Origin of the sequence: Mesorhizobium muleiense, from assembly GCF_900099905.1 — a bacterium.
In the GTDB taxonomy this organism is placed as follows: Bacteria; Pseudomonadota; Alphaproteobacteria; order Rhizobiales; family Rhizobiaceae; genus Mesorhizobium; species Mesorhizobium muleiense.
Map to the genome: position 1 here is coordinate 533255 of NZ_FNEE01000001.1, position 13587 is coordinate 546841.

The 13587-nt window shown below is 63.4% G+C and carries 8 protein-coding genes; 3 read left to right on the top strand and 5 right to left on the bottom strand.

Going from position 1 to position 13587, the window contains the following annotated elements:
- Window positions 1–13 precede the first annotated feature (13 nt).
- On the bottom strand, window positions 14–2341 hold the full coding sequence (locus tag BLT09_RS02390; protein WP_091590397.1) for a PAS domain-containing sensor histidine kinase: 2328 nt from the start codon (window positions 2339–2341) through the stop codon (window positions 14–16).
- A 333-nt stretch (window positions 2342–2674) separates the two neighbouring features.
- Window positions 2675–5320 (bottom strand): aminopeptidase N, encoded by a 2646-nt coding sequence (gene pepN, locus BLT09_RS02395; RefSeq protein ID WP_091590399.1) that lies wholly within the window; start codon window positions 5318–5320, stop codon window positions 2675–2677.
- Between the two features lie 155 nt (window positions 5321–5475).
- Between pepN and BLT09_RS02400 the strand changes: the two genes are divergently transcribed.
- Both BLT09_RS02400 and BLT09_RS02405 read left to right on the top strand, forming a co-directional pair.
- Window positions 5476–7782 carry a xanthine dehydrogenase family protein molybdopterin-binding subunit gene (locus BLT09_RS02400; RefSeq protein WP_091590400.1) on the top strand — a complete coding sequence of 769 codons (2307 nt, stop codon included), beginning with the start codon at window positions 5476–5478 and terminating at the stop codon, window positions 7780–7782.
- Between the two features lie 44 nt (window positions 7783–7826).
- Window positions 7827–8729 carry a DMT family transporter gene (locus tag BLT09_RS02405; RefSeq protein WP_091590849.1) on the top strand — a complete coding sequence of 301 codons (903 nt, stop codon included), beginning with the start codon at window positions 7827–7829 and terminating at the stop codon, window positions 8727–8729.
- Here BLT09_RS02405 and BLT09_RS02410 read toward each other — a convergent pair whose 3' ends face one another.
- The 3 genes from BLT09_RS02410 to BLT09_RS02420 form a co-directional block, all read right to left on the bottom strand.
- On the bottom strand, window positions 8730–9542 hold the full coding sequence (locus BLT09_RS02410; RefSeq protein ID WP_091590402.1) for a helix-turn-helix domain-containing protein: 813 nt from the start codon (window positions 9540–9542) through the stop codon (window positions 8730–8732). It lies immediately after the preceding gene.
- Window positions 9543–9816: 274 nt separating this feature from the next.
- Window positions 9817–10704 carry a uracil-DNA glycosylase gene (locus tag BLT09_RS02415; RefSeq protein ID WP_091590403.1) on the bottom strand — a complete coding sequence of 296 codons (888 nt, stop codon included), beginning with the start codon at window positions 10702–10704 and terminating at the stop codon, window positions 9817–9819.
- Between the two features lie 126 nt (window positions 10705–10830).
- Window positions 10831–11475 (bottom strand): hypothetical protein, encoded by a 645-nt coding sequence (locus tag BLT09_RS02420; RefSeq protein ID WP_091590405.1) that lies wholly within the window; start codon window positions 11473–11475, stop codon window positions 10831–10833.
- A 348-nt stretch (window positions 11476–11823) separates the two neighbouring features.
- Here BLT09_RS02420 and BLT09_RS02425 point away from each other — a divergent pair, with 348 nt between their 5' ends.
- Complete coding sequence (locus BLT09_RS02425) at window positions 11824–13503, top strand: electron transfer flavoprotein-ubiquinone oxidoreductase (RefSeq protein WP_091590406.1); 1680 nt, start codon at window positions 11824–11826, stop codon at window positions 13501–13503.
- Window positions 13504–13587: the final 84 nt, after the last annotated feature.

The following is a 13587-nucleotide window of genomic DNA, read 5'->3' on the forward strand; positions in this document are numbered from 1 at the left end:
CACTATTCACTAGTCAGGCGGCGGCCCTGACTGGCTGCGTCGGTTTCCTGGTCGGAATGCGCACCGACACGATCGTGCCGGTGCCTTCGGTGGAGCGGATTTTCAAGGCGCCGCCCTGAAGCTCGGCCAACGAGCGTGAGATGGCAAGGCCAAGGCCGGAACCGGCATGGCTCTTGGAAAACTGGTTCTGCACCTGCTCGAACGGCCGCCCGAGCTTGCTCAGCGCCTCCTTCGGGATGCCGCAGCCATTGTCTTCGATCGTCAGCACCAGAGCGCTGGAGGTGTTGCGGGCCCTTACCGCAATGCGGCCGCCCTGGCCGGTGAACTTCACCGCATTCGACAGCAGGTTGATGATGATCTGCTTGATCGCCCGGCGGTCGGCGAACAGCGTCAGCGAATCGGGGATGCGTGTTTCGACGGTGATCGACTTTTCCGCCGCCTGCAGCGAGATGACGCGCACCGTTTCCCGCATCAGCGGGCAGAGGTCGATTTCCTCCTGATCCATCGAGAACTGGCCGGCCTCGATCTTCGACATGTCGAGGATGTCGTTGATGACGCCCAGAAGATATTTGCCGCTGCCGTTGATGTCGGTGGCGTATTCCTCGTAGCGCGGCGAACCCAGGGGCCCGAACAGCGCCTGTTCCATCAGTTCGGAGAAGCCGATGATCGCGTTGAGCGGCGTGCGCAATTCATGAGACATGTTGGCCAGGAACTCGGATTTGGCCCGGTTCGCGGCCTCGGCGCGCTCGGTTTCCTTCATGTATTTGTGATTGAGCTCGACCAGTTCGCGCGACCGCTCTTCCTCTGCCCGGCGGGCAAGGCTGAGGTCATGGATCGTCGCCATCAGCCGGCGCTCGCTGTCGACCAGCTTCTCCTGGTGCAACTTGATCTGGGTGATGTCGGAGCCGACCGAGACGGTGCCGCCGTCCCTGGTCCGCAATTCGTTCACCTGCAGCCAGCGGCCATCGGCAAGCTGCCGCTCGAAGGTCACGCCGCCTTGCTGCCCGTTGGTGTTGGCAAGCCGGCGCTCCGAAGCGAAGGCAAGCATGCGATCTTCGAGAACGGCGCGCGAGGCGCCCGGCATCACGTCGCGATCCGACAGGCCGTTGTCCTGCTGGTACTTGGAATTGCACATGATCAGGCGCTGGGCCGAATCCCAGAGCACGAAGGATTCGTTGATGTTTTCGATGGCCGTTCGCAGGCGAAGATCCGCGGCCTCGGAGCGCAGCGCCAAATGCCGCTGCTCGGTGACGTCGACGGCGATGCCGATCAACTGGATCTCCGGCGCTTCCGGGTCGATCACCTGCGCTCTTGCGCGCATCCACACCCATTGTCCGTCGGCGTGGCGCATCCGGAACACTTGGTCGATGTGGTCGATCTCGCGTGCGACGATCCTGTTGGCGAGTTGGAACAGGTCGCCGTCCTCGGGATGGATGATCCCGTCGACCTCGCCGAACGACAGCATCGTGTCGCAGGGCTCATAGCCCAGCATGTCGTACATCGAACGCGACCAGTACATCTTGCCGCGCACCATGTCCCAGTCCCACAGGCCGCAGCGGCCGCGCACCAGCGCCATGTCGATGCGCTGGTGCGCTTCGAGATAGATGCGGTCGGCGGTCTGGGCGCGCGCCGCCTGGCCGAAATAGGCATAGAGGACGATGATCAGCACGCCGGCCGTCAGCACGAACAGCGTGACGTTGAGCGAAACGGTCTTGCGCCACGTGTCGAAGACCGCATCCTGCGGAACGAGCGCTGCGGCAGCACCATTCCTGCCATTTGCCAGGCTCACCGCGGCATACCAGTCCTGTCCGCCGATGCTGACCTCCATCACCCCGGCGCGGTCACCGAACATGAACAGCGGTTGACCGCCCTGGGTGATGGCGTCAAGCGACCGCCCTTCCCAGCCCGTCGATTGCGGTGTCACGGCAACGATCTTGAACGCGCTGTCGGTGACCGCAAGGACGTGGCTTCGGCCCATGGCGCCCTGACGGCTGATGCCCTCCAACAAGTCCTGCGTCGCGCCAGGCGTCGAGGCCATGTTCGCATCGACGCTGATCGAACTGGCCAGTTGGCCCGCCGCGAGCGAGAGGATCGCCTTGGCGTCGCGTTCCACGTCGTCGCGCTCGTGCATCAGCGACAGGAACCGCAGTGCCGCGATGACAATCAGGAAAATGATGATGAGGGCCGGTATCGATCGGCGCAGCAATGGCTCGGCTGCCAGAAGCCGTCGGTAGGCGGGTTCGGCGATCAGCCGCGCATTGCCGGCGAGACCGTCGCTTCCCGCCTCACGCTGCTCAAAACCCGTCCCTCCGGGCGCGCCCCACGCGTCCGCCTTCGCCATAAATGGCTCTCCCCGATCTTAAATCTGCTTGACGATCCGGCGACGCCGCACTTCCGAATCTTCAGCTAAAGAATCAAAGGTGATTCGGCTTGTCCATAGGCGCAGCGAAAAAAGATTAAAAATCGACTAAAATAATGGCTAAGCCGCCGATCTCCCTCCCCCTTGAGGGGAGGGTGGCCCGTAGGGCCGGGAGGGGTCCTCGGTGAAGCGCTCCATCTTTGGATCAACGGTCAAGGCAGGTGAGGTCGATCGAGGCCGCGCACTGCCGCAGCGACCCCACCCGTCCATCCGCCTTCGGCGGCTGTCCACCCTCCCCTCGAGGGGGAGGGAACCCTACGCCAGCGTGCGCTCAATGATGTCGCGCAAATCGGCCGACAGGTTCTCGGTATTGGCAATCGAAAGCAGCGCTTCCCTTGCCTTGCCCTGCCGGGCAGGTTCCAGGGATCGCCATGATCTGAGTGCCGTCGCCAGCCTGGCGGCCAATTGCGGGTTGCGCTTTTCGACCTGCAGGACCGTTTCGACGAAAAACCGGTAGCCTTCGCCGTCGGCGCGATGGAAGCCGGTCTGGTTGGCGCTGGAAAACGTGCCGACGAGCGAGCGCACTCGGTTCGGGTTGGCCATCGAGAAGGCCGGGTGGCCGGTCAGGGCGCGCACTGCATGAATGGTTTGCGGGCCCGGCACGCTGGCCTGGATATGGAACCATTTGTCCATCACCAGCGGATCGGTCGCATATTTCGCTTCGAACTCCGCCAGCGCCTTGACCGTCTCGGGCGAACCGTTATGGCGCAGCGCAAGCACGCTCAATGCGGCGGCCCGGTCGGTCATGTTGGTCGCGGACTGGAAATGCCGGGCCGCAAGCGCCGCACCTCCATGCAGCAGCGAAAGATAGTCGAGCAAGGTGTTGCGCAGCGCCCGGCGACCGGCGCTTGCCGCATCAGGACTGAAAGCGTCCTTGTCGGTCAGTCGATCGTAGAGGTCGGAGAATATCTCGCGATTCGCCTCGGCGATCGCGACCGTCAGCGCCTCGCGGGCCGAGAAAATAGCATCGGGGTCGATGTTCTTGCCGATGTCACGGGCGATATCGGCTTCGCTTGGAAGCGCCAGGGCCAGCGCCCGATAGGCCGGTTCGAGTGTCTCGTCGCCGGCTATTTTGCCGGCAAGCTCGATCAACCGCGATGCGAAACCGGGCTGCTTGCCGTCAAGGACCTGGCGGAAGGTGGATATCAGAGCCTCGGTCAAAAGCGTGTTGAACGCCTGCCAGCGCGAGAAGGTATCGTTGTCATGGCCAGCAAGGAAGAACTGATCGTCGGCCCTCTGCTCGACGGAAAGCGTCACCGGCGCCGAGAAGCCGCGGTTGAGCGACATCGCCGGGCGCTCAGTGACGCCCGAGAAGCGCACCATGTGCCGGCGCTTGCGGATATGGATGACACCGTCCTCGACGCTGGCGCCCTCGACGCCGCCATATTCTATCGCTTTGCCGTCGGTGCCGACCAGGCTGAAGGCCAGCGGAATATGCATCAGGCGCTTGCGGCTTTCGGACGGCGTTGGCGGCACCGACTGTTCGATCTCGAGCGTGAATTCCTGGGCCGCCGCATTGTGCGTCGAACTGATGGTCAGATTGGGCGTGCCGGCCTGATGGTACCACAGCGAAAATTGCGCGAGGTCGCGCCCGGACACATCCTCGAACACCTTGATGAAGTCCTCGATGGTTGCAGCCTCGCCGTCATGGCGCTCGAAATAGAGATCCATGCCGGCCCGGAACGTCTCGGCGCCGAGAATGGTGCGGATCATGCGCACCACTTCCGAGCCCTTTTCGTAGACTGTCGCCGTGTAGAAATTATTGATCTCGCGGTAGCGGCGCGGTCGCACCGGATGCGCCAGCGGTCCCTGGTCTTCGGGAAACTGATGTGCCTTGAGCGTGCGCACTTCGGCGATGCGTTTCACCGCTCGCGAGCGTTGGTCGGCGGAGAATTCGTGATCGCGGAAAACCGTCAGCCCTTCCTTCAGGCAAAGCTGGAACCAGTCACGGCAAGTGATTCTGTTGCCGGTCCAATTGTGGAAATACTCATGCGCGATGATCGCCTCGATATTGGCGAAATCGGCGTCCGTTGCGGTCTCCTGGTCGGCCAGCACATACTTGTCGTTGAAGATGTTGAGGCCCTTGTTCTCCATCGCGCCCATGTTGAAGTCGGACACGGCGACGATGTTGAAGACGTCGAGGTCGTATTCGCGGCCGAACGCTTCCTCGTCCCATTTCATCGACCGTTTCAGGGCGTCCATGGCGTAGCCGGCGAGCCGCTCCTTGCCCGGCTCGACAAAGATGCCGAGCTCGACCACGCGGCCGGACAATGTGACGAAGCTGTCCGCGACCTTGCCGAGAGCCCCCGCCACAAGGGCGAACAGATAGGACGGCTTGGGGAAGGGGTCGTGCCAGACTGCATAGTGCCAGCCGTCGGCAAGTTCGCCGCTGCCAGCCGGGTTGCCGTTGGAAAGAAGCAGTGGCGCCTCGTGGTGCGGCGCCTCGATGCGCACCGTATAGACCGACAGGATATCCGGACGATCGAGAAAATAGGTGATGCGCCGAAAGCCCTCGGCCTCGCATTGCGTGCAATAGACGTTGCTCGAGCGATAGAGGCCCATCAGGGCTTCGTTGTGCGCCGGCGCCAGCTCGGTTTCGATCAGCAGCTGGAAGCGGGCTGCTGTAGGCGGCGTGGTGATCGTCAATTGATCGGGCGTGGCGAAAAAATCGGCCGGCGCAAGTGTCTGGCCGTCGATTGCGATGCGGCTGAGCGTCAGGCCATCGCCGTCCAGCACCAGCGGCATTGACGCCGCTACGCCGTCGCGGCGCTCGACCGTCAGCACGGCGATGAGGCGCGTGGCTTCCGGCGACAGCCGGAAAGTCAGGCCGGTTTCCGGAATGAGATAGTCGGTGGGGCGATAGTCTTCGAGCTTGAAGACCTGGCCGGTGTCCGTGCGCATTCCGTTGGTTTTCCTGTCGATTCCCGCAGCGGCAGGTGAGTCCGCTGGTCGAAGAAATGTGAAGCACGCGCTCTTTACACGAAACCGTCACTCGACAAAACTGGCGCAGCGCCTATTTCAGGCACTCGTTTTCCAATCATCGTCGTGAGGTATCGATGACCGTCGTCACACCGAAATTCGGCATGGGCGCCTCTGTGCTGCGTCGCGAGGACCAGGCCTTCCTAAAGGGTCTCGGTCGCTATACGGACGACATCCAGCCGGCCGGCCTCCTGCACGGCTATGTCCTGCGCTCGCCAGTGGCCAAGGCAAGCTTCACCCTCGGTTCGACCGAGGCGGCCAAGGCGGCATCTGGCGTCCATCTGGTGCTGACCGGTGCTGATCTTGCTCATCTCGGCAAGCTGAAATCCGGCGTCATGCAGAGGCAGCCGGACGGCACCAAGGCGCCGACCCGCGACATTCCGGTCCTTTGCCGCGACCGGGTCAATTATGTCGGCGACGCCGTCGCCTTCGTCGTCGCAGACAGCCGCGCGCTGGCGCAGGACGCGGCCGAACTGATCGAGGTCGAATACGAGGGCGAAGATGCCGCGTCCGGCACCGCCACGGCGCTTGACGAAGGCACGCCGCTGGTCTGGCCGGAACTCGGCTCCAACCGCGCCTTCAGCTATCACATCGGCGACAAGGCGAAGACCGCGGCGGCATTCGCCAGGGCGGCGTATGTCACCCGCATCGAATTCATCAACAACCGGCTGGTCTGCAACTACATGGAGCCGCGTTCGGCGATCGGCGAGTGGAACACGCAGGAGAACCGCTTCGTGCTGACCACAGGCTCGCAGGGCGTGCATTCCATGCAGTACATCCTGGCCGACATATTCAAGATCAAGAAGAACCAGCTGCGCGTCATCACGCCGGATGTCGGCGGCGGCTTCGGGCCGAAAAGCTTCGTCTATCGCGAGCATCCGCTGGTGCTGGAGGCCGCCAGGCGCCTTGGCCGCCCGGTGAAATGGGCCGGCGACCGCACCGAGCATTTCCTCACCGACGCGCAAGGCCGCGACAATGTCGTGACCGCCGAGATGGCTATGGACAAGGACGGCCGCTTTCTCGGCATGAAGGTCGATCTCCTCGCCAATATCGGCGCCTATATCTCGCAATACGGCCCGTTCATCCCCTATATCGGCGTCACCATGTCGACCGGCGTCTACGACATCCAGGCGCTCGACGTTTCGGTGACCGGCCTCTACACCAACACTTGCCCGGTCGATGCCTACCGCGGCGCCGGCCGTCCGGAAGCGGCATTCCTGCTGGAAAAGCTCGTCGACGCCTGCGCCCACGATCTGGGCTTGCCAGTCGAAGAGATCCGCCGGCGCAATTTCATCAGGCCCGAGCAGTTCCCATACCGCACGCAGACCGACCGCCTCTATGATACCGGCGAATTCGCAGGCCATATGGACCGCGCCATCGAACAAGCGGAGTGGCAGGCGTTTCCGGAGCGACTGGCGCAGTCGAAGGCGGAAGGCAAAATCCGCGGCATCGGCATGGCGACTTATATCGAGGCCTGTGCTTTTCCCGGCTCCGAACCGGCCTTTGTCGAATTGAACGGCGACGGCACGGTGACGCTGAAGATCGGCACCCAGACCAACGGGCAGGGGCATGCGACCGCCTATGCGCAGTTCCTCTCGGAAAAGCTTCATCTCGACATCGGCAAGATTCATGTCCGCCAGGGCGACACCGACGAGCTGAAGGCCGGCGGTGGCACCGGCGGCTCGCGCTCCATTCCGCTTGGCGGTGTATCTGCTTCTCGCGCCGGCGAGGATCTGGCCATCAAGATCAGGCGCATCGCCGCCGATGAGCTGGAAGCCTCGGCCGACGATATCGAATTGTCCAACGGCGTTGCCCGCATCGTCGGCACCGACCGCACGATCGATTTTTCGAGCATCGCCAAGGCCGCCAAGAACCCGGACGATCTCAAGGGCTTTGGCGAGTTCGTGCAGGACGAATGCACCTATCCGAACGGCACCCACATCTGCGAGGTCGAGATCGATCCCGACACCGGCGTGACGGAAATTGTCCGCTATACGATCGTCGACGATTTCGGCGTCACCGTGAACCCTGTGCTGCTGGCCGGCCAGGTGCATGGCGGCGTCGTCCAGGGCATCGGCCAGGCGCTGACCGAGAACACGGTCTATGACGAGGACGGGCAGCTGTTGACGGCAAGCTTCATGGACTATGCCATGCCGCGCGCCGACGATTTGCCGTTCTTCCATTTCGAGACCCGCAACGTGCCCTCGACCACCAATGCGCTCGGCATCAAGGGGGCAGGCGAGGCGGGCACGATCGGAGCGACGCCGGCCGCGCTCAACGCGGTGACGGATGCGCTCTATCGCGCCTACGGCATCAGGCACATCGACATGCCAGCAACGCCGGCGCGCATCTGGGCGGCGATCCAGGAAGCAGCTGCCAAGTGAACCCGACGGACCATCCCGGCGGGCACAACACGCTGACCGGGATCATGCTCAAGATCGTCTCGGTGGCGGTCTTCGTCGCCATGTCGTCCTGCATCAAGGCGGCGGGCACGGTGCCGGCGGGCCAGATCGTCTTCTTCCGCTCGTTCTTTGCCATCTTTCCGATCGTCGTCTTCCTGGCCTTTCAGGGAAAGCTTGGCACCGCGTTTTCGACCAAGCGCCCGCTCAACCACATTGCGCGTGGCGTTGTCGGCGTCTGCGCCATGGGGCTCGGCTTCTTCGCGCTGATTCGGCTGCCGCTGCCGGAAGCGATCGCGCTGAACTACGCACAGCCGCTGCTGGTGGTGGTGTTCAGTTCGATCTTCCTCGGCGAAGCGATCCGCGTCTATCGCTGGAGCGCGGTTGCGGTCGGACTGGTCGGGGTGCTGGTCATCTCATGGCCGGAACTGACGCTGCTGGGTTCGGGCGCAGCACTCGGCGATCAGGAGGTGCTTGGCGTCATCGCCGCACTGCTCGCGGCAGCGATCTCGGCCGTCGCCATGCTGCTGGTGCGCAACCTCGTCCAGAGCGAGCCGACGGCAACCATCGTGCTGTGGTTTTCGGTGACGGCGAGCCTTCTGGCCTTGCTGTCGCTGCCGTTTGGCTGGCAGGCGCTGACACCGGCGCAGGCGGGCCTGCTCATTGCTGCAGGCTTTTGCGGCGGGCTCGCCCAGATTCTGATGACGGCGGCCTATCGCCATGCCGAGGCCTCGGTCGTGGCGCCTTTCGAATACACGTCGATGCTGCTTGGCATCGTTGTCGGCTATCTCGCCTTCGGCGACGTCCCGACGGTTCATATGCTCATCGGTGGCGTGATCGTCGTTGCCGCCGGCATCTTCATCATCTGGCGCGAGCGCCAGCTTGGCCTCGAACGCGCCCGCACCCGCCAGGCGACCCCACCGCAAGGATGATCAGGACGGCTCGGCCCGCTCGTTCGCCAATCGCACCAGCACGGTCCTTGTCTGCTCATCGGCGGGGAAAAAAGATTCGATCGCCAGTTCCGACAGCGTCACGTCGAGCGGCGTGCCGAACACGGTGATGGTGCTGATGAACGACAGCACGGCATCGCCATGCGCAAGCCGCAGCGGGTGCACGATCGCGTTCGGCTCGACCGGCACCGGCCGTGCGCCGTTCAGGCCGGACGGATAGGTCCGAAGCTCGCGCTCCAGTTCGACCAGAACCGGGTCGCCAGTGGCGTCGTTCTGGTGTTTCAGCCGGTCGAGAAGATGCGCGCGCCATTCGGCCAGGTTGACGATGCGCGGCGCGACGCCACCCGGGTGCAGGCTGAGCCGCAGCACGTTGACCGGCGGCTTCAGCAAGGAAGGCTCGGCGACGTTGGCGAGGAACGGGCCGATGGCGGCGTTTGCCGACACCAGGTTCCAGTGCCGGTCGACAGCCAGAGCCGGGAAGGGTTCGTGACCCTTGAGCACGATCTCGACCGCCGCCATCGCCGGCGCTAGCGAGGCATCGGTGAGCGGACGCTCGCTGAAGCTGGGGGCAAAGCCTGCGGCCAGCAGGAGCTGGTTGCGCTGCCTCAACGGGATCGACAGCTGCTCGGCCAGATGCAGCACCATGTCGCGCGAGGGCGCCGCGCGGCCGCTTTCCACGAAACTCAGATGCCGCTGCGAGATTTCGGCTTCCATGGCGAGATCGAGCTGGCTCATGCGCCGGCGCGTGCGCCATTCGCGAATGAGGCTGCCGGCGGAAGTCTGGGTTGCGGTCATGGGCGCATGACTAGGCCGGCCGCAGATGCATTTCAATTACCGGGAGGTTATAGCGCCGCTCTTCCCTTCTCCCCCTTGTGGGAGAAGGTGGCCGAGCGAAGCTCGGTCGGATGAGGGGTGTTCCAGCTTGGCGAACACCCTCATCCAAGTCGAGAAGCTGGCGCACGGCGACAGAATCACCCGCGCCTCATTTCTTTCAACACCCCTCAACCGTCTTGGCGCTACGCGCCAATCCACCTTCTCCCACAAGGGGAGAAGGGAAGACGCGCCACCCTCAACCCAGCGCCCGAAGCTTCGCCTTCACTTCAAGGAAATCCCGCCACGCCAGCTTCTTGTGCGCGGGGGTTCGCAAGAGATACGCCGGATGAAGCGTTGGCATGGCGGGGATGGCAATGCCGGCGGCGGTCGTGTGGACGCGCCAGTTGCCGCGCAGCCGCAGGATGCCCTCTGTGGTGTTGAGAAGGGTGCTTGCCGAGGGGCCGCCCAAATTGACCAGCACCTTCGGATTGACCAGCTCGATCTGCCGTTCGATGAACGGCCGGCAGATCTCGGTCTCGTGCGGCGTCGGCGTGCGGTTGCCCGGTGGCCGCCAGGGAATCACATTGGCGATGTAGGCCGAGGTCCGGTCGAGGCAGATCGCGGCCAGCATCCGGTCGAGCAGCCGGCCCGAGCGGCCGACGAACGGCAATCCTTCGATGTCCTCGTCGCGCCCGGGTGCCTCGCCGACCAGCATCACCGCGGCATTCGGATTGCCATCGGCGAACACCAGGTTCTTGGCGGTGAATTTGAGGTTGCAGCCGTCGAATGCCGCCATGTGCTGGCGAAGTTCGTCCAGGGTTGCCGCCGTCGTCGCCAGGTGTCGCGCCAATGCCGCTTGCTGCTCGTCGGGCACTGTCGCCGTACCGGACGGCGCGCGCACCGCCGGCGCCGCAGCTTGCCTTTCGCCCATTCCGGCGCGTGACAGGCTTGTCGAGCGTGGCAGCGCTGCGTTCTCACCGGTTGGCGGCGTAACTGTCGCTGGCCCCCGCTCAGGCGGCTTTGACGCAGCCTCGGCAAACCTGTTCAGCGGCTCCTCTTCGAGCGCTTCATCGACGCCGGCGCTGGCGTAGAAGGCCAGCAGCTCCGCAATATCAGGTCGGTTGTCTCGGGAAACGGCAGTCATGCTTTCACATTCAGTCGCGCGGCAGGAATTTGCAACATCGTGATTGGCGCGATGCTTCATGATTTCGTCATCCAGAGCCTCAGCGACGTCGCTTCGCTCCTGCTTCGCCCTGGATGACGAAGTGGTTCAGCTCGACGGTATACGCGGATCCTGCACCAGATAGAACGTCCAGCGTGGTGTGTAGTCGGTGATCAGGTAATCGAATTTTGCCGTCTTCAGCGGGTCGATCTTGCCGCTCTTGAACAGCAGCCGGTCATAGGGTTCGAAGTCGCGATCGAAATCGGCAAAGCTGCTCGACCAGATGTTGTCAGGCCTCTTGTTGCGCTGGTCGAACGACAGGCCGTCGCCGAACACGCTCGGCCGGTGGAGTATCTCCTGGAGCTCGAACTGGAACTCGACCCAGGCCTGGCCGCTGTTGTTGAGCACGTCGATGCGCATATACATGAGGCCGTTGGCAAATTGGCCCGCAGTGCCGAAGGGGTGGATCGGCTTCGTCGTGCGGATCGTCAGTGTCACAGGTGTCGCCGAATTCAACTCTTCGGTGATGACAAGCGGGTCCTCCTTTGTCCCGATGCCCGAGGCGCTGGTGATGCGGAAGCCGCCCAGCTCGTCGGAAAAGGAGTAGGCTCCGGCCACCCAGACCCTTTGCGGCTCGGCGCGGGCGCCAACGGACGCCAGCGGCAAAAGGGCCAAAACGAGCGCCCGGCAAATCCGTCCGGGCGACGAAAAAAAGCGCGTCGATGAAAAGCCGGATGGCCCGTATGTGCGCATGGTGCGAAGTATGGCCGATAAGCAAGCCGTCGAACAATTAAAAAAAATCAGGGCAACGGCTCTCTTTGGACTGGCTTGACCCGGATCGATGTTGGTGGACCCGCAAATCGCGATTTTGTAGTACGATGCGCGGCCTTTTTGACGAAATCGGCATTGTCACGTCAGCGCCGGTTTCGCGTCGCGAATTGATGCGCTATGCAGCGGATAAGCCAGCAAGATGCGCAAATGCGCTCGCATGACCCCAAAAAGTGAAATCACTTTTTGGAAAGGATCATGCGAAAATAAAAGTTGCCAGAGTGTCCTTTGCGCGTCCAATGGGCGCGCGGCACTCTGGGCAGTGAGGGGTTGATGAGCGAGATCGAACGCGAAAGCATGGAATTCGACGTGGTCATCGTCGGCGCCGGGCCGGCCGGCCTCGCTGCCGCGATCCGTCTCAAGCAGGTCAATCCCGAGCTTTCCGTCGTCGTCCTGGAAAAGGGCGGCGAAGTCGGCGCTCACATCCTGTCCGGCGCCGTCGTCGATCCGATCGGCATCGACCGGCTGCTGCCGGGCTGGCGTGACGAAGAGGGACATCCCTTCAAGACGCCGGTCACCGCAGACCATTTCCTGGTCCTCGGCCCCGCCGGTTCGTTCCGTCTGCCCAATTTCCTGATGCCGCCGCTGATGAACAACCACGGCAACTACATCGTTTCGCTCGGCAACGTCTGCCGCTGGCTGGCGACCAAGGCCGAGGCGCTGGGCGTCGAGATCTATCCGGGCTTTGCCGCCGTGGACCTCATTTACAGCGACGAGGGCGCGGTCACCGGCGTTGTCACCGGCGATATGGGCGTCGAGAAGGACGGCACGCATGGCCCGGGGTTCGCGCCGGGCATGGCGCTGATGGGCAAATATGTGCTGATCGGCGAGGGCGCGCGCGGCTCGCTGGCCAAGCAGTTGATCGCCAAGTATCATCTTTCCGACGGCCGCGAGCCCGGCAAATACGGCATCGGTCTCAAGGAGCTCTGGCAGGTCAAGCCGGAGAACCATCGGCCGGGCCTTGTCCAGCACTCCTTCGGCTGGCCGCTCGACATGAAGACCGGCGGCGGCTCCTTCCTCTACCATCTGGAGGACAACCAGGTGGCGGTCGGCTTTGTCGTCCACCTCAACTACAAGAACCCCTATCTGTCTCCGTTCGACGAGTTCCAGCGCTTCAAGACCCACCCGGCGATCAGGGCCACATTCGAGGGCGGCAAGCGGCTCGGCTATGGCGCCCGTGCCATCACAGAGGGCGGCTGGCAGTCGGTGCCGAAACTGTCCTTCCCCGGCGGCGCGCTGATCGGTTGTGCTGCCGGCTTCGTCAACGTGCCGCGCATCAAGGGCTCGCACAATGCCGTGCTCTCCGGAATGCTGGCGGCCGAGCATGTCGCCGAGGCGATCGGCGCCGACCGCGCCAATGACGAACTGGCTTCCTACGAGGCGGCATGGCGGGCAACTGACATCGGCAAGGATTTGAAGAAGGTGCGCAACGTCAAGCCGTTGTGGTCGCGCTTCGGCACCGTCGTCGGCGTCGGCATCGGCGGTCTCGACATGTGGCTGAATTCGCTGTTCGGGTTCTCGCCCTTTGGCACGCTGAAGCACGGCAAGGCCGATTATGCGACGCTGGAGCCGGCCGCCAGGCATAAGAAGATCGCCTATCCGAAGCCGGATGGCGTGCTCACCTTCGACCGCCTGTCCTCGGTGTTCCTGTCCAATACCAACCACGAGGAAAACGAGCCTGTCCACCTGCTGGTCGCGGATATGGACCTGCAGCAGCGTTCCGAACACGATGTCTATGCCGGGCCATCGACACGCTACTGCCCGGCCAGTGTCTACGAATGGGTCGACAAGGATGGCAACGCCGCCGCCGATCCCGAGGCGAAGGACGTGCGCTTCGTCATCAACGCGCAGAACTGCGTCCACTGCAAGACCTGCGACATCAAGGATCCGAACCGAAACATTACCTGGGTGCCGCCACAAGGTGGAGAGGGACCAGTCTACCAAAACATGTAGCCCAGCAAGCCAGAACGGCCCGGCGGCCGTCTCGCCCGCCGATCAAATGAAGGCGCGTGAAGGCCTATTATATGTGCGGCGTCT